Annotated in this window: 25 protein-coding genes; 11 read left to right on the forward strand and 14 right to left on the reverse strand. The window is 70.7% G+C overall.

The window, feature by feature from the left end:
- Positions 1 to 98 precede the first annotated feature (98 nt).
- The gene (gene soxR / locus V1457_RS00275) at positions 99 to 560 is read left to right on the forward strand and encodes a redox-sensitive transcriptional activator SoxR (RefSeq protein ID WP_200069992.1); all 462 of its coding nucleotides are present in this window, start codon (positions 99 to 101) and stop codon (positions 558 to 560) included.
- A 3-nt stretch (positions 561 to 563) separates the two neighbouring features.
- Here soxR and V1457_RS00280 read toward each other — a convergent pair whose 3' ends face one another.
- Together V1457_RS00280 and V1457_RS00285 are read right to left on the reverse strand one after the other, a co-directional pair.
- A complete protein-coding gene (locus tag V1457_RS00280; protein ID WP_200069993.1) occupies positions 564 to 1244 on the reverse strand; it encodes a response regulator in 681 nt (226 codons plus the stop codon).
- Positions 1241 to 2929 carry a sensor histidine kinase gene (locus tag V1457_RS00285; RefSeq protein ID WP_338598890.1) on the reverse strand — a complete coding sequence of 563 codons (1689 nt, stop codon included), beginning with the start codon at positions 2927 to 2929 and terminating at the stop codon, positions 1241 to 1243. Before V1457_RS00285 ends, V1457_RS00280 begins: the two co-directional genes overlap by 4 nt.
- 158 nt (positions 2930 to 3087) lie before the next feature.
- Here V1457_RS00285 and V1457_RS00290 point away from each other — a divergent pair, with 158 nt between their 5' ends.
- Positions 3088 to 4470, forward strand: coding sequence for a cation:dicarboxylate symporter family transporter (locus V1457_RS00290; protein ID WP_295144756.1), 1383 nt, complete (start codon positions 3088 to 3090; stop codon positions 4468 to 4470).
- Between the two features lie 43 nt (positions 4471 to 4513).
- Complete coding sequence (locus tag V1457_RS00295; protein WP_338598895.1) at positions 4514 to 5434, forward strand: ferulic acid esterase; 921 nt, start codon at positions 4514 to 4516, stop codon at positions 5432 to 5434.
- A 31-nt stretch (positions 5435 to 5465) separates the two neighbouring features.
- On the opposite strand, the gene V1457_RS00300 is transcribed toward V1457_RS00295, so the two are convergent.
- Genes V1457_RS00300 through hisD form a run of 4 tightly spaced genes read right to left on the reverse strand, consistent with a single transcriptional unit; the run spans position 5466 to position 8712 of the window.
- Positions 5466 to 5615, reverse strand: a complete 150-nt coding sequence (locus V1457_RS00300) for a hypothetical protein (protein WP_200069997.1) — start codon at positions 5613 to 5615, stop codon at positions 5466 to 5468.
- A complete protein-coding gene (gene hisB, locus V1457_RS00305) occupies positions 5612 to 6235 on the reverse strand; it encodes an imidazoleglycerol-phosphate dehydratase HisB (protein WP_338598900.1) in 624 nt (207 codons plus the stop codon). Before hisB ends, V1457_RS00300 begins: the two co-directional genes overlap by 4 nt.
- Positions 6232 to 7359: a histidinol-phosphate transaminase gene (locus tag V1457_RS00310; RefSeq protein ID WP_338598903.1), complete on the reverse strand. Its 1128-nt coding sequence runs from the start codon at positions 7357 to 7359 to the stop codon at positions 6232 to 6234. The genes hisB and V1457_RS00310 overlap by 4 nt, the downstream gene beginning before the upstream one ends.
- Before the next feature lie 24 nt (positions 7360 to 7383).
- On the reverse strand, positions 7384 to 8712 hold the full coding sequence (gene hisD / locus V1457_RS00315; protein WP_200070000.1) for a histidinol dehydrogenase: 1329 nt from the start codon (positions 8710 to 8712) through the stop codon (positions 7384 to 7386).
- 183 nt (positions 8713 to 8895) lie between these two features.
- Here hisD and V1457_RS00320 point away from each other — a divergent pair, with 183 nt between their 5' ends.
- Together V1457_RS00320 and V1457_RS00325 are read left to right on the forward strand one after the other, a co-directional pair.
- Positions 8896 to 10149, forward strand: coding sequence for a M14 family metallopeptidase (locus V1457_RS00320; protein ID WP_338598906.1), 1254 nt, complete (start codon positions 8896 to 8898; stop codon positions 10147 to 10149).
- Positions 10150 to 10322: 173 nt separating this feature from the next.
- On the forward strand, positions 10323 to 11102 hold the full coding sequence (locus tag V1457_RS00325; RefSeq protein ID WP_304611153.1) for an SAM-dependent methyltransferase: 780 nt from the start codon (positions 10323 to 10325) through the stop codon (positions 11100 to 11102).
- A gap of 35 nt (positions 11103 to 11137) precedes the next feature.
- Here the strand turns inward: V1457_RS00325 and V1457_RS00330 are convergent, their stop codons facing one another.
- The 3 genes from V1457_RS00330 to V1457_RS00340 all read right to left on the reverse strand — a co-directional run bounded on the left by V1457_RS00330 (position 11138) and on the right by V1457_RS00340 (position 14033).
- A complete protein-coding gene (locus V1457_RS00330; protein ID WP_338598909.1) occupies positions 11138 to 12592 on the reverse strand; it encodes a DUF222 domain-containing protein in 1455 nt (484 codons plus the stop codon).
- Positions 12593 to 12831: 239 nt separating this feature from the next.
- Positions 12832 to 12993, reverse strand: coding sequence for a hypothetical protein (locus V1457_RS00335; protein ID WP_200070004.1), 162 nt, complete (start codon positions 12991 to 12993; stop codon positions 12832 to 12834).
- Positions 12994 to 13355: 362 nt separating this feature from the next.
- Complete coding sequence (locus V1457_RS00340) at positions 13356 to 14033, reverse strand: DUF2848 domain-containing protein (RefSeq protein ID WP_338598912.1); 678 nt, start codon at positions 14031 to 14033, stop codon at positions 13356 to 13358.
- 99 nt (positions 14034 to 14132) lie between these two features.
- On the opposite strand from V1457_RS00340, the gene V1457_RS00345 reads away from it, so the two are divergent.
- On the forward strand, positions 14133 to 15425 hold the full coding sequence (locus tag V1457_RS00345) for an MFS transporter (RefSeq protein ID WP_338598915.1): 1293 nt from the start codon (positions 14133 to 14135) through the stop codon (positions 15423 to 15425).
- Here the strand turns inward: V1457_RS00345 and V1457_RS00350 are convergent.
- Positions 15397 to 16023: a GntR family transcriptional regulator gene (locus tag V1457_RS00350; protein ID WP_233627335.1), complete on the reverse strand. Its 627-nt coding sequence runs from the start codon at positions 16021 to 16023 to the stop codon at positions 15397 to 15399. The genes V1457_RS00345 and V1457_RS00350 overlap by 29 nt on opposite strands.
- 79 nt (positions 16024 to 16102) lie before the next feature.
- Here V1457_RS00350 and V1457_RS00355 point away from each other — a divergent pair, with 79 nt between their 5' ends.
- The gene (locus V1457_RS00355) at positions 16103 to 16894 is read left to right on the forward strand and encodes a carbon-nitrogen hydrolase family protein (protein ID WP_200070008.1); all 792 of its coding nucleotides are present in this window, start codon (positions 16103 to 16105) and stop codon (positions 16892 to 16894) included.
- 13 nt (positions 16895 to 16907) lie between these two features.
- Here the strand turns inward: V1457_RS00355 and nadC are convergent, their stop codons facing one another.
- The 3 genes from nadC to nadA are packed head-to-tail and all read right to left on the reverse strand — an operon-like array spanning position 16908 to position 20397.
- On the reverse strand, positions 16908 to 17795 hold the full coding sequence (gene nadC, locus V1457_RS00360; RefSeq protein ID WP_200070009.1) for a carboxylating nicotinate-nucleotide diphosphorylase: 888 nt from the start codon (positions 17793 to 17795) through the stop codon (positions 16908 to 16910).
- On the reverse strand, positions 17792 to 19396 hold the full coding sequence (locus V1457_RS00365; protein WP_338598926.1) for an L-aspartate oxidase: 1605 nt from the start codon (positions 19394 to 19396) through the stop codon (positions 17792 to 17794). The genes nadC and V1457_RS00365 overlap by 4 nt, the downstream gene beginning before the upstream one ends.
- Positions 19393 to 20397: a quinolinate synthase NadA gene (nadA, locus tag V1457_RS00370; RefSeq protein ID WP_338598929.1), complete on the reverse strand. Its 1005-nt coding sequence runs from the start codon at positions 20395 to 20397 to the stop codon at positions 19393 to 19395. The genes V1457_RS00365 and nadA overlap by 4 nt, the downstream gene beginning before the upstream one ends.
- A gap of 135 nt (positions 20398 to 20532) precedes the next feature.
- Here nadA and V1457_RS00375 point away from each other — a divergent pair, with 135 nt between their 5' ends.
- Together V1457_RS00375 and V1457_RS00380 are read left to right on the forward strand one after the other, a co-directional pair.
- Positions 20533 to 21192 (forward strand): NUDIX domain-containing protein, encoded by a 660-nt coding sequence (locus V1457_RS00375; protein ID WP_200070365.1) that lies wholly within the window; start codon positions 20533 to 20535, stop codon positions 21190 to 21192.
- Positions 21193 to 21262: 70 nt separating this feature from the next.
- Positions 21263 to 21940, forward strand: a complete 678-nt coding sequence (locus V1457_RS00380) for an LON peptidase substrate-binding domain-containing protein (protein WP_200070012.1) — start codon at positions 21263 to 21265, stop codon at positions 21938 to 21940.
- A gap of 6 nt (positions 21941 to 21946) precedes the next feature.
- Here the strand turns inward: V1457_RS00380 and V1457_RS00385 are convergent, their stop codons facing one another.
- Positions 21947 to 22528, reverse strand: coding sequence for a DUF2567 domain-containing protein (locus tag V1457_RS00385; protein ID WP_338598933.1), 582 nt, complete (start codon positions 22526 to 22528; stop codon positions 21947 to 21949).
- Between the two features lie 297 nt (positions 22529 to 22825).
- Between V1457_RS00385 and V1457_RS00390 the strand changes: the two genes are divergently transcribed.
- Both V1457_RS00390 and V1457_RS00395 read left to right on the forward strand, forming a co-directional pair.
- Positions 22826 to 24766 (forward strand): arabinofuranosyltransferase, encoded by a 1941-nt coding sequence (locus V1457_RS00390; protein ID WP_295147634.1) that lies wholly within the window; start codon positions 22826 to 22828, stop codon positions 24764 to 24766.
- Positions 24767 to 24909: 143 nt separating this feature from the next.
- Positions 24910 to 25824, forward strand: a complete 915-nt coding sequence (locus V1457_RS00395; RefSeq protein WP_338598938.1) for an AsnC family protein — start codon at positions 24910 to 24912, stop codon at positions 25822 to 25824.
- Positions 25825 to 25844 lie beyond the last annotated feature (20 nt).

Below are 25844 nucleotides of genomic sequence, written 5' to 3' on the forward strand. Positions count from 1 at the left end.
GACGATCCCGGTTCGCGCGCCCGGCATGGCCGGAAGGCCGGCCCGCCCCGACGTCCGGAAACTTAGATTTAACGTGAAGTCCAAGTTACTGTGGACGCATGTCGAAACCGCCGCACACGTTGACCATCGGCGAAGTCGCGCACCGCAGCGGCGTCGCGCAGACCGCGCTGCGCTTCTACGAACAACGCGGCCTGATCACCTCCAGCCGCACCAGCGGCAACCAACGCCGCTACGAACGCGCCGTGCTGCGCAGGCTGGCGTTCATCCGCGCGGCGCAACGCGTCGGACTGAGCCTGGAACAGGTGACCGAAGCGCTGTCCACGCTGCCGACCGACCACGCCCCCACCAAGAGCGACTGGACCCGGCTGTCCCGTTCCTGGCGCGACGAACTGGACGCGCGCATCGACGGCCTGCAACGGCTGCGGGACCGGCTCACCGGCTGCATCGGCTGCGGTTGCCTGTCGTTGCGCACCTGCGCGCTGAACAACCCCGACGACGAGATGGCCGAGCAAGGCCCCGGATCACCGCTGCTGGAACCCGCTGCCGATCGGTCGCACTGAGCTTCACCCCTGCTCGCGCCAGCGGTAGAACATCTCGGGACGTCCCACGCCCCCGTACCGCGGGTCGCGCCTGGCCATGCCGTTGTCGACCAGGTACTCCAAATAGCGCCGAGCCGTCACCCGCGACACCCCGGCTTGCTCCCCCACCGCGCCCGCGGAGGCGCCTTCGCGGTGCGCGCGCAGCGCCGACACGACGGCCGCCAGCGTCTCCTCGCCCATGCCCTTCGGCAACGACGCGCGATCCACACCGCGCAAGGTGGAGAACGCGCGGTCGATCTCGCTCTGCCCGCTGGCCTCCCGATCGTGCCCGAGGCTCTGCCGGAACAGCGCGTAGTGCTCCAGCTTCTCCCGCATCGCCGCGAACGTGAACGGCTTCAACAAGTACTGCACGACACCGCTGGCGACCGAAGCGCGCACCACCTTCAGGTCCCGCGCCGAAGTCACCGCGATCACGTCGGCGGAGCTGCCCGCGTTGCGCAACGCCCGCGCGACCGCGAGACCGTCCATGTCCGGCAACCGCAGATCCAGCAGCACCAGGTCGACCTGCGTGCGCTCCAAGAACCGCAGCGCCTCCTGCCCGGTGCGGACGCGCCCGGCGACCTGGAACTCGTCCAGCCGGGACACGTACATCTCGTGCGCCTCACCGGCGACCGGGTCGTCCTCCACGACCAGCACGGAGATCACGAACTCACCTCCGGCAGCGGGATCCGCACGGTGAACACGGCTCCCGCGTCCCGCTGCACATCGACGTTTCCGCCGTAGCGGCGCACGCTCTGGCCCACCAGCGCCAGCCCCAAGCCGCGGCCGGAGTTCGCCGGGCCTCCCCCGCCGGAGCCCTCCGGGCCCCCGCCGGGGTCTTTGGTGGACCAACCGCGCCGGAACACATCCCGCGCAGTGTCCGGGTCCAGCCCCGGGCCGTTGTCCGCCACGCGGATGACCAGCGCGTCCGGCTCGGCACGCACGCTCACCTCGACCCGCGGCGACGGCGCCTCCTGCGTCGCGTCCACCGCGTTGTCGATCAGATTGCCGAGGATCGTCACCAAGTCGCGGGAACGCACGTTCCGCAGCACGCCGTCGTCGACGTCGCTGTCCTCCGACAGCACCACCTCGACACCGCGTTCCCGGGCCTCCGCGCTCTTGCCGAGCAGAACCGCCGCCAGCACCGGCTCCCCCACCGCGGTCACCACGCGATCGGTCAGCTGCTGGGCCAACTCCAGCTCAGCAGTGGCGAACGCGACGGCTTCCTCGGTGCGGCCGAGCTCGATCAACGACACCACCGCGTGCAGCCGGTTCGCCGACTCGTGCGCCTGCGAACGCAGCGACTCCGAGAATCCGCGCATCGAGTCCAGTTCCCCGGTCAACGCCTGCAGCTCCGTGTGATCGCGAAGCGTGACCACGCTGCCCAGATCACGCTCACCGCTGCGCACCGGCGAGACGTTGACCAGCACCACGCGGTCAGCGGTCAGATGCACCTCGTCGCGGACCTCCCGGTGCGCGATCAGCGTCTCGACCAACGAGCCGGGCAGCCCGAGATCGGCGGGACGGGAGCCCTCGGCCTCGGCGGGATCCACGGAAAGCAGCACAGCCGCACCATCGTTGCACAGCGTCACCGCGCCCGACGGGGAGACCAGCAGCAGCCCCTCGCGGACCGCGTGCAAGATCGCGTCGTGGTACTCGTACATCCGGCTCAGCTCCGCCGGGCGCAATCCGTAAGTGTGCCTGCGCAGCCGGCTCGCGACCAGGTAGCTGGCCAGCCCGCCGAACAGCAGCGCCGCGGCCGCCACACCGGCCAGCAGAAAGATCTGCCCGCGGAGCTCGGCGGTCAGGACCCGCACCGTGATCCCCACTGCCACCAACGCGCGCACCCGCCCCGACTCGTCGAAGACCGGAGTCACCGCGCGCACCGATGGCCCCAACGTGCCGGTGTAGGTCTCGGTGAGCAGTTCGCCACGCTGCGCAGGTGCGATGTTGCCGATGAACGGCTGCCCGATCAGCGCCGCGTTCGGGTGCGTGTAGCGGATGCCGGCCGGATCCATGATCGTGATGAACGCGACGCCCGTGTCCGCGCGCACGCGCTCAGCCAGCGGTTCCAACGTGGCCGACGGGTTCGGCGCGCCGAGCGCTCGCAGCAAGTCAGGGCTCGCCGCGAGGGTGCGGGCCACCCCGGTCACCTCCTCGGCGGCCGACTGAGTGCTGCGGCGCTGCGCGTTCACGTAACCCAGCACGGCGATGACCAGCACTATCGCGGCCACCACGACCACTTGCAGCAAGAACAGCTGCGCGGCGAGGCTGGCTCCCCGCGCACCGCGCCGAGCCGCCCGATTGCTCAGCAGCGCGCGCAGGCGCCCGAGCAGAGGGAAATGCGACATGACTGAATCGTTGCTCCCGCATGAACACAATGAACGCAACGGTGACGGTCACGGCCCGTGAGTCCGATAGTCTCCCCCGATGCGCTCGTGACCCAAGACACGACCGAATGAGTGACCGCCTACCACAGTGACAGGTACATCCCGTAGGAGTTTCACCCGTGCCAAGCAAAGACGCTGCGCCCGAGGCCGCCGGTGCACCGCCGAAGAAGCGGGACCGCACGCACTACCTCTACATCTTCGTCATCGTGGCGGTGCTGGCCGGCATCGCGGTCGGGTTCGCCTTCCCCGACTTCGCGACCTCGCTGAAACCACTGGGCACCGGCTTCGTCAACCTGATCAAGATGATGATCTCGCCGGTCATCTTCTGCACCATCGTGCTCGGCGTCGGCGGAGTCCGGCAGGCCGCGAAGGTCGGCAAGGTCGGCGGCCTCGCGCTGGGCTACTTCCTCGTGATGTCCCTGGTCGCCCTCGTGATCGGGCTGCTGGTCGGCAACGTGCTGCACCCCGGTGAAGGTCTGCAGCTCACCGAGGAGATGCGCACCAGCGGCCAAGGCCAGCTCTCCGGCGGCGGTGAAGCCGAAGGACTCAGCGGCTTCCTGCTCGGCATCATCCCGAACACGCTGGTCTCCTCCCTCACCGAAGGTGAAGTGCTGCAGACGCTGCTGGTGGCGCTGCTCGCCGGGTTCGCCCTGCAAGCCCTCGGGGACAAGGGCACCCCGATCCTGAACGGCATCGAGCACATCCAGCGGCTCGTGTTCAAGATCCTCGCGATGGTGATGTGGGTCGCGCCGATCGGCGCGTTCGGCGCCATCGCCGCCGTGGTCGGCGCCACCGGCGTGGACGCGCTCAAGGGCCTCGGCATCATCATGCTCGGCTTCTACACGACCTGCGTGCTGTTCGTGTTCGTCGTCCTCGGCCCGCTGCTGTGGGCGTTCGCGCGGGTCAACGTGTTCCGGCTGCTCGCCTACCTGGGCCGGGAGTTCCTGCTGATCCTGTCCACCTCCTCCTCGGAGGCGGCGCTGCCGCGGCTGATCGCGAAGCTGGAACACCTCGGCGTGAGCAAGCCCGTCGTCGGCATCACCGTGCCCACCGGGTACTCGTTCAACCTCGACGGCACCGCGATCTACCTGACGATGGCCTCGCTGTTCATCGCCTCCGCGATGGGCGAACCGCTGGCGCTCGGCGAGCAGGTCTCGCTGCTGATCTTCATGGTGATCGCCTCGAAGGGCGCGGCAGGCGTCAGCGGCGCCGGCCTGGCCACGCTCGCGGGCGGGCTGCAGTCGCACCGGCCCGAACTGGTCGACGGCGTCGGCCTCATCGTCGGCATCGACCGGTTCATGTCGGAGGCCCGCGCGCTGACCAACTTCGCGGGCAACGCGATCGCCACCGTGATCATCGGCTCCTGGACCAAGGAGATCGACCGGGAGCAGATGCAGCGGGTGTTCGCCAAGGAAGACCCGTTCAACGAGCAGAGCTTCGTCGACGAGGAGGAGTCGACCGAGCAGGCAGCGGACAAGCAGCCCGCCACCACCGCACACTGATGCGCGCGCGGTGCGGTACCGCGCCGGGACAGATGGGAAGAAGATGCACCGAGCAGTGCTGAGCTTGCTGATCGTTCTCGGCGCGGTCACCGCCACCGCCGCGCCCGCGCACGCGCACGCGGATCGCCCGCCGCGCACCGGATGCGGCAGCGCATCCCCGGTCGAACCGGGCGTCACCACGAGCCGGACGGTCTTATCCGGCGGGCGGACCCGCGAATACCTGGTGCACGTACCGGAGAACTACCACCCGGACCGTCCGCTGCCGGTCGTGCTGTCCTTCCACGGGCACACTCGCAGCGCCGAATACCAAGAAGCGCTGACCGGGTTCTCCGAGCTGGACACCATCGCGGTCTACCCGCAGGGCCTGGTCGGCACCGACGGGGAAACGGCGTGGCAGGGCGCTCCCTACTCGGCCGACGCCGACGACGTGCGGTTCACCGGCGACGTGCTGGACCAAGTGGAACGCGGACTGTGCGTCGATTCGAGGCGGATCTACGCCGCCGGGAAGTCCAACGGCGGCGGATTCACCGAAATGCTCGCTTGCCGCCTCGGGCACCGCATCGCCGCGTTCGCGCCCGTCGCCGGCGCCTACTACCCGCAGAGCGGCAAGTGCGCGCCGACCGAACCGGTACCGATGATCTCGTTCCACGGCACGGCCGACGACACCATCCCCTACGAAGGAGATCCATCGCGGGGGCTGCCATCGATCCCCGACTGGCTCGCCGAGTGGGCAGAGCGGGACGAATGCTTCTCGGAGCCGATCACGGATCGACCGCGGCAGGAAGTGACCAGGCAGCGCTGGGTCGGATGCGCCGGGCGAGGCGCACTCGAGCACTACCGCATCGACGGGCTCGGGCACGACTGGCCGAGCCGATCCGCGAACCCGGACTCCGAACGCCCCACCGTGCTCGAGGCGACCCCGATCATCTGGAAGTTCTTCCAGCGGCACCCGCTGCACACCTGAAACTTCGCCTGGCAGTAACAGCAGCTGGCAGTCACAGCAGCCAGGCGACCCCACCTGCGGCGGCGAGCACGGCCAGCACGGCCAGCACCGCCGCCATCACCTTGGCCGTCTTCCACATCGCGGCGACACCGCCGGCGAGGAAACCCGCCACGGCGAACAGGACCAGCGGTGCGAAGTTCACAGCGCGCCCTTGGTCGACGGCACCACACCCGTGAACCGCGGGTCCGGTTCGGTCGCCGCGCGCAGCGCACGAGCGATCGCCTTGTACTGGGCCTCCGCGATGTGGTGCGGGTCCCGGCCGTGGATCACCCGCACGTGCAGGTTGATCTGCGAGTGGAACGCCAGCGATTCGAACACGTGCCGGTTCAGTACGAACGGGTAGTTCCCGCCGATGGTGAAGCTGTTGTACTGCTCGGGTTCCCCGGTCAGCACGCAGTACGACCGGCCGGACACGTCCACGGCGGCGTGCGCCAGCGTCTCGTCCATCGGAATCCAGGCGTCGCCGAAACGGCGAATGCCCTTCTTCGCACCCAACGCCTGCCGCAACGCCTGGCCGAGCACGATCGCGGTGTCCTCGACGGTGTGGTGCGCGTCGATGTGCACATCACCCGAAGCCTTGACCTTCAGGTCGAAGGCCGCGTGCGTGCCGAGCGCGGTGAGCATGTGGTCGTAGAACGGCACCGTCGTGTCGACGTCGACCTGCCCGGTGCCGTCGAGGTCCAGTTCGACGAGCACCGACGACTCCTTGGTGGTGCGCTCCACCCGGCCGGTGCGGGCGGTACCCGCGGCGTTGTCGGTCATCGGGCGTTCTCCTCACTCGCCTCCACCAACGGCTTGCTGGCGTCCAGGAAGGCGTCGTTCTCCTCCGGTGTGCCGATGGTGACCCGCAAATGCCCCGGGATGCCGACGTCCCGGATCAGCACACCCGTCTCCAGGTAGCGCTGCCACGACCGGTGCGCGTCCGCGAACAGCCCGAACAGCACGAAGTTCGCGTCGCTGTGCACCGGCGAGAAGCCCATGTCGCGGAGCGCCTGCACGACCCGATCACGCTCGTCGGACAGCGCCTGCACCGAGCCGAGCGTGGCCTCGGCGTGCCGCAGCGCCGCACGCGCGGCCGCCTGCGTCACCGCCGAGAGGTGGTACGGCAACCGCACCAGCAGCAGCGCGTCGATCACAGCGGGAGCGGCGGCCAAATACCCCAACCGGCCGCCGGCGAACGCGAACGCCTTGCTCATGGTGCGGCTGATGATGAGCTTCTGCGGGAACTCCGCGAGCAGCCCGATCGCGCTGGGCTCCGAGCAGAACTCGATGTACGCCTCGTCGACCACCACGACACCCGGCGCGGCGGCCAGCACCGCCCGCAGATCGGATTGCGCCACGACCTGGCCGGTCGGGTTGTTCGGGCTGGTCACGAACACCACGTCCGGCCGCCGCTCGGCCACGATCGCCGCCGCCTGCGCGCCGTCCAAGCTGAAGTCCGCGCGACGCGGCGCCGGGGACCAGTCCGTGCGGGTACCCGCGGAAAGGATCGGGTGCATCGAGTAGGAGGGCTCGAAACCCAGCGCGGTCCTGCCCGGTCCGCCGAACGCCTGCAGCACCTGCTGCAGCACCTCGTTCGAACCGTTCGCGGCCCACACGTTCTGCTGCGAAACCGCGACACCCGTGGCACCGCTCAAGTACGCGGCCAAGTCCTCCCGCAGCTCCACCGCGTCCCGATCCGGATAGCGGTGCAGCTCGCGCGCCGCCTCGCGCACCGACGCGGCCACGTCCTCGACCAGCTCCGGGGGCGGCGGGAACGGATTCTCGTTGGTGTTCAACCGCACCGGCACTTCGAGCTGCGGAGCTCCGTACGGGCTGCGGCCGCGCAAGTCGTCGCGCAGCGGAAGGTCGGTCAGCGCCACGTCGGCGCCGAGCACGTCACTCATGTTTCTCTCTTCGCGGGGTGTTGATCAGCGGTCGAGTCCGGACGGGAAGCGGGCCGCGACGGCCTGCCCGTGCGCGGGCAGGTCCTCGGCGTCGGCGAGCGCGACGACCTTGCCCGCGACGTCCCGCAACGCCTGCTCGCTGTAGGAGACCACGTGGATGCCGCGCAGAAAGCTCTGCACGCTGAGACCCGAGGAATGCCGTGCGCACCCACCGGTCGGCAGCACGTGGTTGGAACCCGCGCAGTAGTCGCCCAGCGACACCGGCGCGTGCGGTCCGACGAAGATCGCCCCGGCGTTGCGCACCCGCGCGGCCACCGCATCCGCGTCGGCGGTCTGGACCTCCAAGTGCTCGGCGGCGTAAGCGTCCACCACCCGCACGCCGTCTCCCAGCGTGCTCACCAGCACGCATCCCGACTGGTCACCGGTGAGCGCGGTGCGGATGCGCTCTTGATGCCGGGTCATCGGCACCTGGCCGTCCAGCTCGGCGTCGACGGCGTCCGCGAGTTCCGCCGAGGTCGTGACCAGCACGCTGGCCGCGAGCGTGTCGTGCTCGGCCTGGCTGATCAGGTCGGCGGCCACGTGCGCCGGGTCGGCGGTGTCGTCGGCCAGCACCGCGATCTCGGTCGGGCCGGCTTCGGCGTCGATGCCGATGATGCTGCGCAGGTGCCTCTTGGCGGCGGTGACGTAGACGTTGCCGGGGCCGGTGACCAGATCCGCTGGGGCGAGTTCGGCACCGTCGGTGTCCGCTGCGCCGTACGCCAGCAGCGCCACGGCCTGCGCGCCACCGACCGCCCACACCTCGTCGACCCCGAGCAGTTCCGCGGCCGCCAGGATCGTCGGGTGCGGCAGGCCGTCGAAAGCCTCCTGCGGCGGTGAGCAGACCACCAGCGACTCCACGCCGGCGGTCTGCGCGGGCACCACGTTCATCACAACGCTCGACGGGTACACCGCCAGCCCACCCGGCGCGTACAGCCCGACCCGGGACACCGGAACCCACCGCTCGGTGACCGTGCCGCCCGGCACGACCTGCGTCGTCACGTCGGTGCGACGCTGATCGTGGTGCACTCGGCGAGCGCGGTCGATGGACTCCTCGAGCGCCACCCGCACCTCGGGGTCCAGCTCGTCGAGCGCCCTGGTGAGTTCGGCTGCGGGTACCCGGACCTGCTTGGGCCGGACCGAGTCGAAGCGCTCCGTGTGCTCCAGCACCGCCTCCACACCGCGGTCCCGCACCGATTCGATCACCGGCCGCACCCGGTGCAGCACGTGCTCCACGTCCGTCTCCGCGCGCGGCAGCTTGGTGCGCAATTCGGCGGTGGACGGAACTCGACCGCGCAGGTCGGTACGGGTGAGCATGAGCGTCCTTTCGACTCGGGTGACGCTGCCACCAGGGTAATCGGCCCGGACCGGGGCGTCCGATGCGCATGGTGCGGCGAATGGGAAAACGGTGAGCAACTCCTTGCGACGTAAGTCGGTTGCCAACCGGTCCGCTACTCGGGGAACCTCATTGATCACAATCAGTGCTCGATCGGAGGCCCGATGTCCAGCGCACGGCGCAGAGCAGCAGCGGTGGCGGCCACCGCGTCCCTGGTACTGCTACTACCGGCCCAGGCGGGGGTGGCCGCGCCAGGCGGCACCGCCCAGCCCGGCGGAGCGGCCGTTTACACGGTGCCCGACACCGACAGCCGCATCCGCACCGACCTGAACGCCTCCGGAGCCCAAGTGCTCGGGGTGCAGGACGGTGCGGCCACCATCGAGGCCACCGGCGAAGAGGCTGCGCAGCTGCGCGAACGCGGCCTGGCACTGCACCTGCAGGCCGCCAACGCCGAAGTGCTCGCGCAGCGCAACGCCAAGGCGGGGGCGCGGGACTTCCCACCCGGCGACGAGGCGTACCACAACTACGACGAGATGGTCGCCGAGCTGGGCAAGGCCGCCGCCGACCATCCCGACCTGGCCGCTCAGTCGAGCATCGGCAAGAGCTTCGAGGGCCGGGACATCCCCGTGCTCAAGATCAGCGACAACGTGGCGCAGGACGAGGACGAGCCCGAGGTCCTGTTCGACTGCAACCAGCACGCGCGCGAACACCTGACCACCGAGATGTGCCTGCGCGTGGTCAACCGGCTCACCGACAACTACGACGACCCGGCCGTCAAGGACATGGTGGACAACCGGGAGATCTGGGTGATCCCGTCGGTGAACGTCGACGGCTCGACCTACGACGTGGAGTCCGGGCAGTACCAGGGCTGGCGGAAGAACCGCCAGGACACCGGTACCGACCTCAACCGCAACTGGGGTTACAAGTGGGGTTGCTGCGGCGGCGCCAGCGACGATCCGCAGGACGAGACCTACCGGGGCAGCGCCCCGTTCTCCGCGCCGGAAACGGCCGCGATCGCCGAGTTCATCGATTCCCGCGTGGTCGGGGGCGAGCAGCAGATCAAGTCCGCGATCGATTTCCACACCTTCTCGGAGCTGGTGCTCTGGCCGTTCGGGCACACCCCGGACGACGTCACCGAGGGCATGACCCAGCAGGAGCACGACCGCTTCGAGCGGGTCGGCAAGGAGATCGCCGGGACGAACGGTTACACCCCGCAGCAGTCCAGCGATCTGTACACCACCGACGGCGACAGCCTGGATTGGATGTGGGGCAAGCACAAGATCCTCGCGTTCACGTTGGAGATGTACCCCTCCAGCGGTGGCATCGACGGGTTCTACCCGCCGGGTGACGTGATCGATCGGGAAACGGCCCGCAACGACGCGGCCGTGGACATCGTGATCCGGGAAGCCGGCGCCTGAGCTGTTCCCACCCCCGACCGGCGGGCCGTTCGCCAGTTGCGCACGGCCCGCCCTCGGCCGTCGCCGGGTCGCTACGATCGCCGGGTTCGCGCCCGCGGTAGGCGAGGAGGCCGGCGATCGGCAGCGATGACGAGATTCTCGAGAGGCTGGCCGACATCCAGGGCGAACCTGATCTGCAGCGGCCGAACGCGGCGCGCATGTACGACTACTTCCTCGGCGGAACGCAGAACTTCCCCGCTGACCGGGTCGCCGCGCAGCGACAGCTGGGTCTGCTGCCCGCCACTCGCGTCGGGGTCCGCGAGAACCGCGCTTTCCTGCGACGGGTGGTGCGGCATTGCATCGGACGCGGCATCCGCCAGTTCCTCGACTTGGGTTCCGGCATCCCCACTGCGGGGAACGTGCACGAGGTGGCGCTTCGCGACGCACCGGATTCCGTGATCGCCTACGTGGACCACGAACCCGTGGCCGTGGCGCACGGGCTTCGGCTGCTGCATGGCGAACCGAACGTCACCGTCACCCAGGCCGATCTGGCCGAGCCGCGGGACGTGCTGTCCGCCGCCGGCGTGCGCGGATTGCTGGACTTCGACCGGCCGATCGCCGTACTCGCGCTCTCGGTGCTGCATTTCGTGCCGGACGAGTCGGATCCTGCCGGGATTCTCGCGACTTACCGGCGTTCCTGCGCCCCGGGCAGCGTGCTGGCGATCAGCCACGCTTCCGGCGCGGGCCTGACGACCACCCAGGTCACCGAGGGACTGCGCATCTACGACGAAACGCCGACTCCGCTGACGCTGCGCCCCGCCGACCGCGTGGACGAGTTGCTGGCCGGTTGGTCGGTCGTTTCGCCTGGCGTGGTCCCGGTCGTGGACTGGCGACCGGAGCACCAGGTCGACCCGGACGTTCGCGAGGCCGTCGGCAACGGCTGGGCCGCGGTGGCGGTGGCGACGGAGGCGTGACCGGGCGCGGGCGCGCCTCGGTGCCCTGGCCACTGTCAGTCGGTGGTCAGGTGAGGTGGTTCGTGGTGTGCCCGGTTGCCGGGCCTCGGTGTTCGCGCGGGGTCGACCCATGCGGGTGGGGTGAAGACCGGGCGTCCTTGGTGGAGCTGGATGTTCCAGTGCTGCGCGTGGATGACCGTGTGGTGATGGGCGCAGAGCATGACGAGGTTGGTCAGTGCTGTGTGGCCGCCGTCGGCCCAGTGGCGGATGTGGTGTGCTTGCGCGGTTCCGGGTGGGTGGTCGCAGCCGGGGAAGGCGCAACTGCCGTCGCGGGCGAGCAGGGCCGCACGCAGGTGTGGTGGGGCGGAGCGCTGTGCCCGGCCGACGTCGAGGGGGCGGCTTTCGCCGTCCAGCAGGACCGGCAGGATCTCGGCGTCGCAGGCGATGCGCCTGGCGTTGTCCGCGGTGATCGGCTGGCCGGTGGTGTCGATGGTGCCGCCGAATCGCGCGGCGGCGGCGTCCTCGGCGGTGCCGCGCAGCTGGTCGACGTTGATGGTCACGGCCATGTGCGGACGCTGCCCGCCGGAGCGCGGCAGGGCATCCGAGCCCAGGGAGGTCTCGAGCAGTTCGGCGAACGCGTCGGCACGGCGTTTGCTTGCCGAACGCATGTCGCGTTCGCCGGTGTTCTGTGCTCGCTCGCCGGTGTTCTGTGCTCGTGGGCCGGTGAGCGGTTCGAGCGCGGCTCGCAGCTTCGCGCCGGTTTCCCGGTCCAGTCGTCCTTTCAGCACGGTCATGCCGTCGCGTCCGGTGGTCAGCTGCAGCTCGCGGCGTTCGATCTGGTTCTGCTCCTCGCGCAGGGCACCGTCCTGGTCGAGCAGGTACCGGATGCGACGGGCCAGTACTTCCAGCTCGCGTGGTGAGAGCTTCTTCGCCTCGTCGGCGAGTAGTTCTTCGGCCTCGGCGCGCCGCTCGGCGCTGGTCCACGGCGGCAGTGCCGCAATGCCGTCCACGATCACTTTCGCGTGGGCCAAGCTCATCTCCCGCGCCCGGAGCACGCCCGCCGTGGCAGGCAGCGACGGGGCCTGCTGGAGCCCTCCGGGCTCGGTGCGGTCGGTTACGGCTCGTGCCACGACCACTCGGGACGTCGCGTCCCCGGCATGGATGTTGAGCATCTCCCGCAGCCACACCGGCATCGAGCGCGTCCCAGCCGCGGTGTGCAGGCCGCGCTGCTCCGACTCGGCGATCTGCTCCGCCTGCCACACCAGGGCGGCGCGGATCACCGATTCGCAGTCGGCGATCCCGGCGACGAGTTCCTCGTCCGAGCGCGCGGCCGCCGCCCGATCGCGGCAACCGAGAAGTTCCTCCACAGCGGCTGCGACATCGAGGACGTCCTCCGCCTGCTGCCTTCGACCCGCGTGTGCACCGGCATCGCCGGACGACAGCACACGCCGCGGCTCGGGCACGGACTGCTCCGAGTCGCGAGGGGGCGGCACATCGACGAACGAATCCACGCCATCGAGCGTTCCAGCTCGAACACGGGTTCGTCATCACTTGATCAGGGTGTATCCACCGCAAAAAACCAAGCACACCGCAAAACCGACATCAGCGGCCGCGGAGCACTGCGACGCACTTCTCGCTCAGCGCTGCAGGCCACTCAGCGCTGCAAGGGCCTACTCAGCACTACGCCAGTAACGGCGAGGGCGAGCCCGGAGCCTCGCCCGCGCCGGCTCGTGCGTCCGGAGGGAGCGGCTCAGGACAGCAGCAGAACGATCACGCCCACCACGATGCCGATCAGGACCACGACCGCCGCCGTGATCATGACGGCCCGAAGCTGCGGCTGCTGCTCCTTGGCCTCCGTCTGCGCTCGCTCGCGCCACTGCATGAACGTGGTGCCCTCGCCGCTGTCGCTCACGTCTGTCTCCCACTCGTCGTGTGCTGCTTATGGCACCGCCCGCGGCCGTTCCGCGAACTTGTGGGCAATCACGATGCCACATCGGCGAGATCACATTAGGACCACGTACCCGGCGGGCGGATCCAGGCAGCTCCGGCTGGTGCCCGATCGCAGCGCCGCGGCTCTGCCCGGCCGAGGCGCAGCCGGTGCTGCCGATCCGGCACGTGGTGGAGGCGTCGAGGATGGCGGTCACGTCGCAGCAGATCAACCCGCCGGAAGACGAACCCGATCGTGGCGCGCGACTCGGGCGTGGCGCCCTCCTGCGGTGCTCGCGGAGGCAGGTGATCGCGGGGGCGGCTGCGACGTGCTCTCCGCCGCCCGGCCTAAGCAACCGGCCGCGGCAGCACCTGCACGGCGTACTCGCAGCTCAGCGCATCGCCATTGGCGGGGTCACCGAGTTCGGCACGCCACGAGCCGGCGAACTGGTCGACGGCCGGGTCCATCGGAATCGTGCCCGACAGCAGCACCGTTCCCGGCTCGGCCAAACCCCACGCACGAAGCTCACCGAGCCAATACGCCGGAGTGAGCAGCTCCGCGAGGGTGCCGTGCTGGATGCGCCGCCCGCCCGCCCAGGCGGTGAGCGTTAGTTCGTCGATCCGGTCGGCCACGTCGACCAGCCGCCACGCACGACGTCCCAGCACGTCCGGTCCGGCCTGCTTGCTCCACGCCACGCCGTGCACTTCCAGTTCCCGGTCGGTGTGGTCGCAGGCCGCGGTCAGCAGCACGTCGCGTTCGTCCGGGCCTGCGATGACCAGTGCCCATTCCGCTTCACCGGAGGTGCGGGCGTGCTGCACCGGCACCTCGGCGACCTGCATCGCCAGGTACGGCGCGATCGGGTAGAGGCTGGGCGTGCGGGTGGGCGCGGGCACCCCCAGTTCGGCGAGTTCGGCGACGTGCGCGGCAACGTCGTCCTGGCGGCGCCCTGCGTAGCCGGCGTTGAGCAGGGTGCGGACCGGCACCTCGACGGACTCGCCGGCCACATCGAAACAAAGCGGAGACATCGAGCCCTCCCAATCGGCATACTTCTTGTATACAGTTCGTATCACGCTTGCGGCCGCCCGCGCCGCCGATGTGACGAACCCCGTCGACAAGGAACCCGGATGCAGCTCGCCGACACCCCGACCCGGCCGCCGCGGAAAGACCTGATCAAGGCGTTCACCGCCGCGCTGTCCGGCACCTCGCTGGAGTGGTACGACTTCGCCGCCTATTCGGTCGCCTCCGCCCTGGTCTTCGGCGACCTGTTCTTCCCCAGCCAAGACCCGCTCTCCGGCACGTTGCTGGCGTTCTCCACCTACGCCGTCGGATACCTGTCCCGGCCGTTGGGCGGTTTCGTGTTCGGCCGCCTCGGCGACGTGCTCGGGCGCAAGCAGGTTCTGGTGACGACGCTGCTGCTCACCGGCATCGCGACGGTGCTGATCGGCCTGCTGCCCACGCACGGCCAGGTCGGTTCGCTCGGCGCGGTGCTGCTGGTGACGCTGCGGTTCGCGCAAGGCGTCGGCATCGGCGGCGAATGGGGCGGCGCGGTGCTGCTCTCCAGCGAGTTCGGCAGCGACAAGCAGCGCGGCTTCTGGGCATCCGCCGCGCAGATCGGCCCGCCTGCGGGGAACCTGCTGGCCAACGGGGTGCTGGCAGCGCTGGCGGCGTTGTTGAGCACGCAGCAGTTCATGGCGTGGGGCTGGCGGATCGCGTTCCTGCTCTCGGCGGTGCTGGTGATCTTCGGACTCTGGATCCGGGTGCGGCTCGAGGAGACACCGGTCTTCCAGCAGCTCAAGCGCGAAGGCGAGCAGTCTTCCGCACCACTGCGCGAGGTGTTCACCCGCGAACCCCGCGCGCTGCTCGCGGCGATCCTTTCCCGGGTCGGGCCGGATGTGCTCTACGCGCTGTTCACGGTCTTCGTGCTCACCTACGCCACCAAGGAGCTCGGTCTGCCGCAGAGCTGGGCGGTCGCCGGCGTCATGCTCGGTTCCACTTGCCAGCTCGCGCTCATCCCGGTCGCCGGCTGGCTGTCCGATCGCTGGGGGCGCCGCCGGGTCTACGCGCTCGGGGCTGTCGGCGGCGCGGTGTGGCCGTTCCTGTTCTTCCCGCTGATCGGCGGTGGTTCAGCGCCGATGCTGGTGGTCGGTGTCGTCGTCGGGCTGCTGTGGCATTCGCTGATGTACGGGCCGCAGGGCGCTTTCGTCTCCGAGCAGTTCAGTCCGCGGCTGCGCTACACCGGTTGTTCGCTGGCCTACACGCTGGCCGGAGTGATCGGCGGCGCGTTGGCTCCGCTGCTGTTCACCTCGCTGTTCGCGTACTTCGACAGCTGGATCGCACCGGCCTGCTACCTGTTCGGGACGTGCGTGGTGACGCTGGCCGGACTGGCGATCAGCCCGCGAGCAGCACGTGCCGAGTAGCTTCCAGGTGCGCGCTGATCGCCGCATCGGCCGCGGCGGCGTCCCCGGCGGTGAGCGCCTTGAGGATCGCGTCGTGCTCGTCGAGCACCGCGTTGCGGCGGTTGGCGGCCGAGAACAGGGCGACGATGCCCGCGCGCACTTGGCGCGCCCGCAGCCCGTCGTAGCTCTTGTTCAGCATGTCGTTGCCGACCGCGTGGACCAGCGCGGTGTGGAACCGGTGGTCGAGGTCGATGAACCTCCGCGTGTCGGCATCGGCCGGTATCGCCCGCTGCTCGTCGAGTTCGGTGCGCATCGCCGCGAGCGGAACGGTGCCGAGCTCCAGGGCCCTGCGCGCGGAGTACTGCTCGATCATGCCGCGCAGCTCGAACAGCTCCCGGATCTCGCGCCCGCCCACCGGTGCGATGTAAGCGCCGCGTTTGGGCACCAGCTGCACGAGTTCCTCGGCGGCCAGCAGCAGCAGCGCTTCGCGGATCGGCGTGCGGGACACTCCGATGTCGTCGGCGAGCGCCTGCTCGTTCACGAACCGGCCCTGCATGGCGGGATCGCTGAGCACGGCGTCTTTGAGATGCTCGTAAGCGAGCTGGCGTCCCGAGGTCAACGGTGGCTCCTCGCGCATGTTCACCGACGTTGCATATTGCTGGTATACAACAGTGTAGAGGCGAAGGAAGGCGGAACCCATGCGCGTGGCGCTGTGCCAGATCGTGTCCACTCCCGAGCCGGCGGCGAACCTGGAACTCGTCGCAGACGGCGTGCGCCGGGCCGCCGAGTCCGGCGCGGACCTCGCGGTGTTCCCGGAGGCCACGATGGCCTGCTTCGGCACGAAGCTGGGCCCGCTGGCCGAACCGCTGGACGGCCCGTGGGCGAGCGAGGTCCGGCGCATCGCCGACGACGCCGGGATCGCCGTCGTCGCGGGCATGTTCACTCCCGCCGATGAAGGCCGGGTGACCAACACCCTGCTGGTCACCGGGCGCGGGCTGGACGCGCACTACGACAAGATCCACCTCTACGACGCTTTCGGATTCGCGGAATCCCGCACCGTCGCACCCGGCGCCGAACCGCTGGTGGTGGACCTCGCCGGCACTCGTTTCGGCGTAACGACCTGCTACGACGTGCGCTTCCCCGGACTGTTCACCGCGCTGGCCGACCAGGGCGCTTCGGTGATCGTCACCGCGGCGTCCTGGGGCGCGGGCGAGGGCAAGCGGGACCAGTGGGAACTGCTCGTGCGCGCACGCGCGCTGGACAGCACCTCGTGGATCGCGGCGTGCGGGCAGGCGGACCCGCGAACCCGGGGGATCGAGCCGAGCGGCAAGGCGCCCACCGGCATCGGCTACAGCACCGTCGCAGGCCCGCTCGGCGCGATCCACGCGCAGCTCGCCGATGCCCCGGACGTGCTGGTCGTCGACCTCGATGAGGAGCCCGTGCAGCAGGCGCGCGGCAGCGTCCCGGTGCTGGCGAACCGCAAGTTCTGAGCGCGGCGCGCGCTCACATGTCCAACCCGATGTCCAGCGCGGGCGACGAGTGGGTCAACGCACCTACAGCCAGGTAGTGCACCCCGGTGTCGGCGTAGCTGCGGGCGACGTCGAGGGTGAGTCCGCCGGATGCTTCCAGCTCGGTGCCGGGTGAGACCTCGCGGGTGCGGCGCACCGCATCGGCGCAGTCCGCAGGGCCGAAGTTGTCCAGCAGGACCAGCTCGGCGCCCTCTTCCAGCACCTCGTCGAGCTCTTCCGGAGTGGACACTTCGATTTCGGCGGGCAGATCCGGCGCGTGTTCCCGGCAGGCGCGCAGCGCCGCGACGACCGAACCGGCCGCGACGACGTGGTTGTCCTTGATGAGCATGGCGTCGCCGAGCCCCATGCGGTGATTCACCCCGCCGCCGCTGCGCACCGCGTACTTCTGCAGCACCCGCAGGCCGGGCAGGGTTTTGCGGCTGTCCCGGATGCGGCAGCCGGTGCCTTCGACGGCACGCACCCATTCCGCGGTCGCGGTGGCGATGCCGGAGAGGTGACAGAGCAGGTTCAGCGCGGTGCGTTCGGCGGTGAGCAGGCCGCGAACCGGCGCGTGCACGCTCAACGCGCTCTCCCCCGGCATGATCATGTCGCCGTCGGTTCGGCTGTGCAGCACCTTGTACCCGTCCGGGCCGAGGACTTCGTCGAGCACCGCGCGGGCGACCGGGATTCCGGCCACGACGCCGGCCGGGCGCGATCGGAACTCGGCTTCGGCGATGGCGTCCACCTGCACCGTCGCCTCCGTGGTGGCGTCCAGCCCGTAGCGCAGGTCCTCGGCGAGCGCGGCCCGCACCAGCGCGCGCACTTCCTGCGGGTCCAGCCCTGCGGAGCGCAGTTGTGCCGTGGTCGCTTCGGACAGCGTCATGCCACGCTCCTCACGGGTTCGCGATCGGTGCCCAGCAGCCGGCCCGACACGTCCAGGCGCAGCGGAATGCTGCGCCGCCAGCGTACGTCGTCCGGGTTCGGATGGTCGTTGCGCAAATGGCTGCCACGGGATTCGGCGCGGGTGGCGGCGGCTGCCAGCATCGCGTGCGCGGTGAGCGTGAGCGCGGCGCCCTCGACGGCCTGCCTGCTCCGAAGTGGACGGACGATGCCCGCGCGGTCGAGCGCGGCCGCCGCCTCGGCGAGCCCTTCCGCGCTGCGCCCGATGCCCGCGTGCCTGCTCATGGTGCGCTGCAACAGGTCCCGGTCCACCACGGCCGCCGCGGGTATCGGCGAGTGGACCGGCTTGCGCGCACGTCCGCCTGCCCGCAGGTCGCGCGCCACGGCGCGGGCTGCTCGTCCGCCGACGACCAGCCCTTCCAGCAGGCTGTTGGAGGCCAGCCGGTTCGCCCCGTGCAGGCCGGTGCGGGCGACCTCGCCCGCCGCGTACAGGCCGGCCACCCCGGTCCGTCCGTCCACATCGGACAGAACGCCGCCGCAGGAGTAGTGCGCGGCGCTGGTCACCGGAATCGGTTCGCGCGCCGGGTCGATCCCGGCTTCCCGGCAGGCCGCGAACACCGTCGGGAACCGGGCGGCGAAACCGCTCAGCCCGGTCGCGTCCAGGTACGCGCACTCCGCGCCGGTCTCGGTGATCCGCCGGTTGATCGCCGCGGAAACCACGTCGCGCGGCGCCAAGTCCGCGAGCGGGTGCTCCCCGGCCATCACGCGCCGCCCCTGCGCGTCCACCAGCACGGCGCCCTCGCCGCGCACCGCCTCGGTGACCAGCGGGCGCCTGCCCCGTGCGCCGTCCGCGATGTGCAGCACCGTCGGATGGAACTGCACGAACTCCAGATCCGCCACCGAAGCACCCGCGCGCAGCGCGAGCGCGATCCCGTCGGCCGTGGCGACTTCCGGATTCGTGGTGGCCGCGAAGAGCTGTCCCAGCCCACCGGTGGCCAGCAGTACCGCCGGACTCCGCAGCGTGCCCGGATTCGCGGACCCGTCGAGCGCGAGCGCACCCGCGATCGCGCCGCACTCGTCGCGGATCAGCTCGGCGACGCAATGCCCTTCCAGCACGGGGATTCCACCGGCGGCCACTGCGCTCGACAACGCCCGCTGCACCTCCGCGCCGGTCGCGTCCCCACCGGCGCGGATGACGCGGAAAGCGGTGTGCCCGCCCTCGCGGGTTCGCGCGAGCGGTCCCGCGCTACCGGAATCGGTGTCGAACCGAGCACCGGCCGCGCGCAGTTCGGCCACCGCCGCCGCACCGTCGGTGAGGATCGCGCGGACGGCGTCCTCGTCGCACAATCCCGCTCCGGCGGTCAGGGTGTCGTCGACGTGCCGCTGCAAGCTGTCGCCCACGTCGTGCTCGTCGGGCCGGACCACGGCGACCCCGCCCTGCGCCCATCCGGTGTTGCCCGCCGAAACCGAGTCCTTGGTGATCACCAGCACGTGCAACCCGAGCTGCCTGGCGCTCAGCGCCGCGGTGAGCCCGGCGACGCCGGAGCCGACGACGACCAGGTCCGCACCGGCTTCCCAGCTCATTCGCCGCCCCCGGGCTTGCCGACGGAGATCATCCGCCGCACCGACTCGCGGGCGCGTTCGGCGACGTCGGCGGGCACCTCCACCTCGTCGGCCCGTTCGCGCAGGCAGCGCAGCAACGCCGCAGGCGTGATCATCTTCATGTACCGGCAGGAAGCGCGTTCGTTGACCGCCCGGAAGTCGATCTCCGGTGCGGCCCGCCGCAGCTGGTGCAGCATTCCGACCTCGGTGGCCACCAGCACCGAATCGGCCCCGGTCTCCCGCGCCGCATCGAGCATCGCGCCGGTGGAGAGGATCTTGACCCGCTCCGGCGGCACCGTGCCCTCGCCCGCCAGGTACAGCGCGGAGGTCGCGCAACCGCACTCCGGGTGGATGAACAGATCGGCGTCCGGGTTGGAAGCCGCGCGGCCCGCCAGCTCCGGCCCGTTGATCCCGGCGTGCACGTGGCATTCCCCCGCCCACACGAGAACGTTGTCCCGCCCGGTTTCGCGGCGGACGTGCGCGCCGAGGAATTGATCGGGGCAGAACAGCACTTCGCGCTCGGCGGGGATCGAGCGGACGACGTCGACGGCGTTGGACGAGGTGCAGCAGATGTCGGTCTCGGCCTTCACCTCCGCGGTGGTGTTCACGTACGAGACCACGACCGCGCCGGGGTGTTCGGCCTTCCAGGCGCGCAGCTGCTCGGCGGTGATGGAGTCGGCCAGCGAGCAGCCGGCGCGCTCGTCCGGGATCAGCACGGTCTTGCCGGGCGCGAGGATCTTCGCCGTCTCGGCCATGAAGTGCACGCCGCAGAACACGATCGTCGATGCCGGGCTGTCCGCGGCGATCCGGCTCAGCGCCAGCGAGTCGCCGGTGTGGTCGGCGACGTCCTGGATCTCCGGCAGCTGGTAGTTGTGCGCGAGCAGCACCGCGTCGCGCTGCTCGGCCAGCCTGCGGATCTCCCGCGCCCATTCCGCGTCCGGTGCCACTCCCGTGTAGGCAGCCGGTGCGTCGGCAGCCACCATCTCGTCCTCCTCACCACCGGAAACGCTGCGGTGCGCGCCCGGCGTTGCTCATCGAGCAGTTTTCGCCTCATAATCGAAAACGTGCCCCATCGTAGCACCGGAGCCGACCCGGACAAGGGAGATGCAGGTCACGAAGTGCTCGCCGGAGTGCTCCGGGCGCACGAAGGCCGCCTGCAAGTCCTGCTGTGGCAACGCGCCAAACCGCCGCACGAAAACCGGTGGGCGCTGCCCGGCGGCAGGCTCGGCGACGACGAGGACGTGGAGCGCTCGATCCGCCGTCAGCTCGCGGAAAAGGTCGACGTGCACAAGCTCAGCCACGTCGAGCAGCTCGCCGCGTTCAGCGATCCCGGCCGCGTGCCCGGCCGCCGCGTCGTGGCGACCGCCTTCCTCGGGCTGGTCCCGTCCGATGTGGACCCGGAGGTGCCCGCGGACACCGCTTGGCACGCGCTGGACGACCCGCCGCCCACCGCGTTCGACCACGAGCGGATCACGCACGCGGCGCGGGACCGGCTGCGCGCGAAGCTCTCCTACACGAACCTCGGTTTCGCACTGGCGCCCGCCGAATTCACCATCTCCGAGCTGCGCCGGATCTACTCGGCCGCGTTGGGCTACCAGGTGGCCGCGACGAATCTGCAACGAGTGCTGACCCGGCGCGGAGCGCTGCAACCGACCGGGCGCACGGTTCCCGCAGGCCCTTCCGGCGGGCGCCCGCCCGCGCTGTTCCGGTTCACCAGCCCCGGCCTGGAGATCACCGACCCGTTCGCGGTGTTCCGCCCGCCGCCGGGTGCTTCATGAGCGCCGCGTGGCCGACGTCCGGCGAATCGATGTTGGCCGCCGGGCCGGGAGTGCACGTAGGTTGGCAACCGTGACCGACACGTTGCCCCTGTTCCCGCTGAGCACCGTGCTGCTGCCCGGTGCGGCGCTGCCGCTGCACATCTTCGAGTCGCGCTACCGGCAGCTCGTGCTCGACCTGGTCAACGACGTCGTCCCGGACCGCCGGTTCGGCGTGGTCGGCATCCGGCAGGGCTGGGAGGTCGGCGACGACAACGTCGACTCGATGTACGACGTCGGCTGCTCCGCGCGGTTGCAGCAGGTCCAGCAGCTCCCGCAGGGCCGCTACGACGTCTCCGCGGACGGTGCGCAGCGGTTCCGGCTGCTGCAGATCGACCGGGAGGCCGCGCCGTACCTGATGGCGCGGGTGGAATGGCTGCCGGACACCGAACCCGCCGAGGATCCGCGGATCGGCCCGCGGCTGGACGCCGCCGCCCGCGCAGCGCACGAGCGGTACCACGGGACGGGCCTGCGCGGGGACCACTACGACCCGCCCGCCGCGGACACCGAGCTCGCCGACCTCGCCTACGCGCTCGCCGAGGACTGCGTGCTCAGCACCGAGGACCGCCAAGAGCTGCTGGCCGAGACCGACCCGCTGGCGCGGCTGCGGCTGGTGCGACGACTGCTGGTGCGGGAGGCCGAGTTCCTGCGCGAGCTGCGGGCCATCCCGGCTCCGCTGGCCGAGTTCACCGAAGGCACCAGCGTGAACTGAACCGGCTCAAGGCCGCCTGCCGAGGTCGTCGAAACCGTTCCAGGACGCCGCGAAGCCGTAACCGAGCGCGACCCCCAGCGGCTGCACCAGCACTGCCCACGGCGTCGAAACCTCCGGCGCCACGGTGATCTGCCCGCCGGCCCGCGGCGCGGCAGGCAGCGGGTAGAGATCGCCCGCGAACGTCGCCCCCATCCGCATCGCCAGCCACGCCGCCACCAGCGAACCGAGCACCGCGCCGATCAGCAGCACCGGCCCGCGCCGCCCGCGCACCGCCCACAGCACGCCCGCGGTCACCAGCCCGGCGGCGAACGTCAGCAGCAGGAACAGCCCGACCGCGTCGAACCGGTGGTAGCTCTCCGTGACCTGCGCCGGAACCGGGTTGCCGCTGCTGCTGAGCAAGGCGAGCTCCGGTGGCGCCAGCCGCGACCACAGCCAGCCGAGCGGCAGCCCCAGCAACGCCACGAGGGACAGCGCGCTCAGCGCGGGCAGCAGGTCGGCGCGAACCACCACGCGCGGGATCCGCGCGGATGGTTCCGGACCCGCCGCCCCTGCGGGCTCCGGTCCGGTTTCGACCGCGTCCGAAGGCAATCGCCGTCCCTCCTCGATGTGCGCTCAGGGTTGTCCGGATCCGCGGCGGCGCCGCGTGCGGTGCGGAGGCGCCGGCCGACCCGCCGATCGACCCGAGACGCGGGGCGCCTCTGAACACCTTTCAGCACCCTAGCGGGTGATCACCGACAGCCGTGCGGCCGCGGCGCGAGCATCCTCTATTCTGCGCGGGCGCCCTGTCCCCCACCGCCGAAGGATCGAACTCACGTGGCGGGAACCCTGCTGAGTCCGGCTCTGACCGGCCCCCGACCGATCGACGCACCGCGCCAGGATTCGGCCGTGCGGCTTCCGCTGCGTACCGCGGTGATCGAGCTGCTGGCGGGTTCCGCGGTGGCCGCGGTGGTCAGCCTCGTCCTGCAGTTCGCGGTGACCCGGCTGGGCATCAGCGAGCCCAGTTACGCGCCGGAGGCGCTGGCCTCGCTCGGCGCCGGCCTGGTGCTGTTGATCACGTTCGCGGTGCTGGCGTTCGCCCGAATCGGCGCGCCGCGGTGGCTGCGCGCGACGGGAACGTGGGTCGCGCTGTCGGCGTTCAGCACGCTGGCACTGGCGATCCCGTTGCAGGCCACCCGGTACTACTTCGGCGGTGCGTCCGTCGACAACGGGTTCCGGATGCAGTACATGACGCGGATGGCCTCGACGCTGGGCCTGGCGGACATGAACTACGCGGACACCGCGCCGTACTACCCGGCAGGCTGGTTCTGGCTAGGCGGCCGGTTCGCGAACCTGCTCGGCTGGGAAGGCTGGGCCGCCTACAAGCCGTACGCGCTGATCTGGGTCGCGGTGACCGCCGTGGTCACGTTCACGCTCTGGAGCGTGGTGGTGCGGCGCAAGCTGGCGCTGCTGGCGGCGGTGGCCACGACGCTGGCCGGGATGCTGCACGGCATCGAGGAGCCCTACGCCTGGCCGTCGGCGGCTTGGCTGGCGCCCATCGCGGTGCTGACCTGGCACGCGCTGCGCCGTGGGGATCGCGCGCCGCGCTGGACGCTGATCGGCATCGGCGGCTACGTCGGTTTCGCCGCGATCACTTACACGCTGCACTTCGGATTCGCGGTCCTGCTGATCGTGGCCATGGCGGTGGTGATCGGCGTCTTCCGGGTGCGCCGCGGCGCGTCGCTGTGGCCGACGGTGCGGGGGCTTTTCCTGCGGCTGCTGCCGATCGGCGTGGTCAGCGGGCTGATCGCGCTGCTGGTGTGGTTGCCGTACGTGTTGTCCACGCACGTGTTCACCGACAACCCGCGCAGCGCTGCGCTGCACTACCTGCCGGAGGACGGTTCGTTCCTGCCGGTGCCGATGACCGAGCCGACTCCGTTCGGCGCGCTGTGCCTGGCCGGGTTCTGCTGGCTGTTGCTGCGCGCCCGCCGCAGCGAGATCGCCGCGGCGATGCTGATGCTGGTGCTGTCCATCTACGTGTGGTTCGGACTGTCCACTTTGGCGTTGGTGGCGAAGACGACGTTGCTGTCGTTCCGGCTGAACGTGATCCTCGGCGCGGTGCTGGCCGTGGCGGGCGTGTTCGCGCTGCTGGAGTTCATCGGGTGGCTGCGGGAGCGCGTCGACCTGGCGTACGCCGCGCGGATCACCACGCTGTCCTGCGCGCTGGGCCTGATCGGCGCGATCACCCTCACCCAGGGGGCCATCGGCACCAAGCTGAAGGACTCCACCGAGCTGGCCTACGAGGACTACTACCCGACCGGGAACAACGCGATGGGCGCGCGGGACCCGCAGGAGACCGGGTCGTGGGCCGACGACGTCTACCGCGCGATCTCCGGTCTCACCGGCAAGCAGCCGCAGCAGAACATCCTGCTGACCACCGACTACAAGCTCATGTCGTTCCGGCCGTACTGGGGTTTCCAGCAGGAGACGCCGCACTACGCGAACCCGCTGGCCGAGTACGACGAGCGGGCCGCCGAGATCGAGCGGTGGTCGAAGGCGCGCAGCGGACCGCAGCTGCTGGCCGAGATGAACCGCGGAAAGTTCGCGGCCCCGAACGTCTTCGTGCTGCGCAACCCGATGAGCCCGGTCGCGTCGGAGAGCGAGAAGGAACGCGCCGCCGACCCGTCCGACCCGAACGGCCGGAAGCTGGCGCTGACGTTGAAGGGCGACTCGTTCCCGCAGCTGCCGAACGTGCGCGACTACGACGTCCACTTCGATCCGGCGGTGTTCGACGGGCCCGGGTTCTCCCGCCGCGACGTCGGCCCGTACACGATCATCGCGGTGCGCTGACCGGTCGGCGGGCAGCCCGAGCGCTGCCCGCCCGGGATCGATCCCGAACCCCGCGAGCACCGGCGATCCACGTGCCGCCGAGGCGCGGCGAACTCGGCGCCCTTGCGTCCGGTGATCGGTTCGAGGGGGTAGCGTGGCCGGACGTGACTGGCCCTGATCCCGTGGACGTACGTCTGCTCACCGCCGTCGCCGAGTCCGGCCGCGCCGCGGTGCACGAGATCGCGGGCAGGCTCGGCATGGACGTGCGCGAAGTCGCCGCCCGGCTCGCCGCGCTGTCGACCACGGGACTGCCGATGGTGGTCGGCGTCGAATGCGACCCGGCAGGCATCCGCAACGCGCTGGCCGCGGCGAACGCGTGGGTTCAGCAGCACAGCGGTGGCCACCAGGTGCACGGCGGCCCCAGTGGTGGCCACAGCGGCGGTCATCCCGGCACCGGCCCGAGCGGTCCGCAGCAGTTCGTCCCGGCGGCTCCGCCGTACGGCCCTCCGCAACAGCACGGTCCGCGGCCAGCCGAGCCGATGAACACGTGGGGCCCGCCCGGCTCTGCCGCGTGGACGCGCGGCGAGCAGTCCGGCCCGCGCGATCAGCAGGTCGTGGACGCGAACGCGCGGACACCGCAGGCCCCGCCCACGCCCCGCACCGGCGAGGTCGGCAGCAAGCTCGACGTGGACGGGCCCGAGGGCGAGCGGATCACCATCCAGCTCGTCGAGGTCGTGGACCCCGCGGACTTCCTCTACACCGCCGCCGGCTACCAGCTCCAAGCAGGCGATCGCGCGATCGTGGTGCACACCGAGCTGACCAACCGCAGTGCCATGCCGTTCACCTCGCTGCCCGACCTGTACCTGGTGCTGGTCGCCACCGACGGGTCCACGATCGGCAAAGCCCCGGTGTCGCTGTCCTCGCGGCCGCCGCACCGCATCGGAGTGCCGCCGGGCGAGACCGCGGGCGGGCACACCGTCTACGTGCTGCCGCAGGACACCGAGCTCTCCGCGGTCCGCTGGTCGCCGCGGCCCGGTGACGAGCAGCGCAGCCTCATCTGGGACATCACCGACCTCTGACGGCGCGGATCTCCGGGTTC

This window comes from Saccharopolyspora sp. SCSIO 74807 (assembly GCF_037023755.1).
GTDB classification, from domain to species: Bacteria; Actinomycetota; Actinomycetes; order Mycobacteriales; family Pseudonocardiaceae; genus Saccharopolyspora_C; species Saccharopolyspora_C galaxeae.

Coding starts and splice junctions, on each gene's coding strand:
- soxR (WP_200069992.1), top strand. CDS start 99: ATGTCGAAACCGCCGCACACGTTGACCATCGGCGAAGTCGCGCACCGC.
- V1457_RS00285 (WP_338598890.1), bottom strand. CDS start 2,929: ATGTCGCATTTCCCTCTGCTCGGGCGCCTGCGCGCGCTGCTGAGCAAT.
- V1457_RS00295 (WP_338598895.1), top strand. CDS start 4,514: ATGCACCGAGCAGTGCTGAGCTTGCTGATCGTTCTCGGCGCGGTCACC.
- hisB (WP_338598900.1), bottom strand. CDS start 6,235: ATGACCGACAACGCCGCGGGTACCGCCCGCACCGGCCGGGTGGAGCGC.
- V1457_RS00310 (WP_338598903.1), bottom strand. CDS start 7,359: ATGAGTGACGTGCTCGGCGCCGACGTGGCGCTGACCGACCTTCCGCTG.
- hisD (WP_200070000.1), bottom strand. CDS start 8,712: ATGCTCACCCGTACCGACCTGCGCGGTCGAGTTCCGTCCACCGCCGAA.
- V1457_RS00320 (WP_338598906.1), top strand. CDS start 8,896: ATGTCCAGCGCACGGCGCAGAGCAGCAGCGGTGGCGGCCACCGCGTCC.
- V1457_RS00340 (WP_338598912.1), bottom strand. CDS start 14,033: ATGTCTCCGCTTTGTTTCGATGTGGCCGGCGAGTCCGTCGAGGTGCCG.
- V1457_RS00345 (WP_338598915.1), top strand. CDS start 14,133: ATGCAGCTCGCCGACACCCCGACCCGGCCGCCGCGGAAAGACCTGATC.
- V1457_RS00355 (WP_200070008.1), top strand. CDS start 16,103: ATGCGCGTGGCGCTGTGCCAGATCGTGTCCACTCCCGAGCCGGCGGCG.
- nadC (WP_200070009.1), bottom strand. CDS start 17,795: ATGACGCTGTCCGAAGCGACCACGGCACAACTGCGCTCCGCAGGGCTG.
- V1457_RS00365 (WP_338598926.1), bottom strand. CDS start 19,396: ATGAGCTGGGAAGCCGGTGCGGACCTGGTCGTCGTCGGCTCCGGCGTC.
- nadA (WP_338598929.1), bottom strand. CDS start 20,397: ATGGTGGCTGCCGACGCACCGGCTGCCTACACGGGAGTGGCACCGGAC.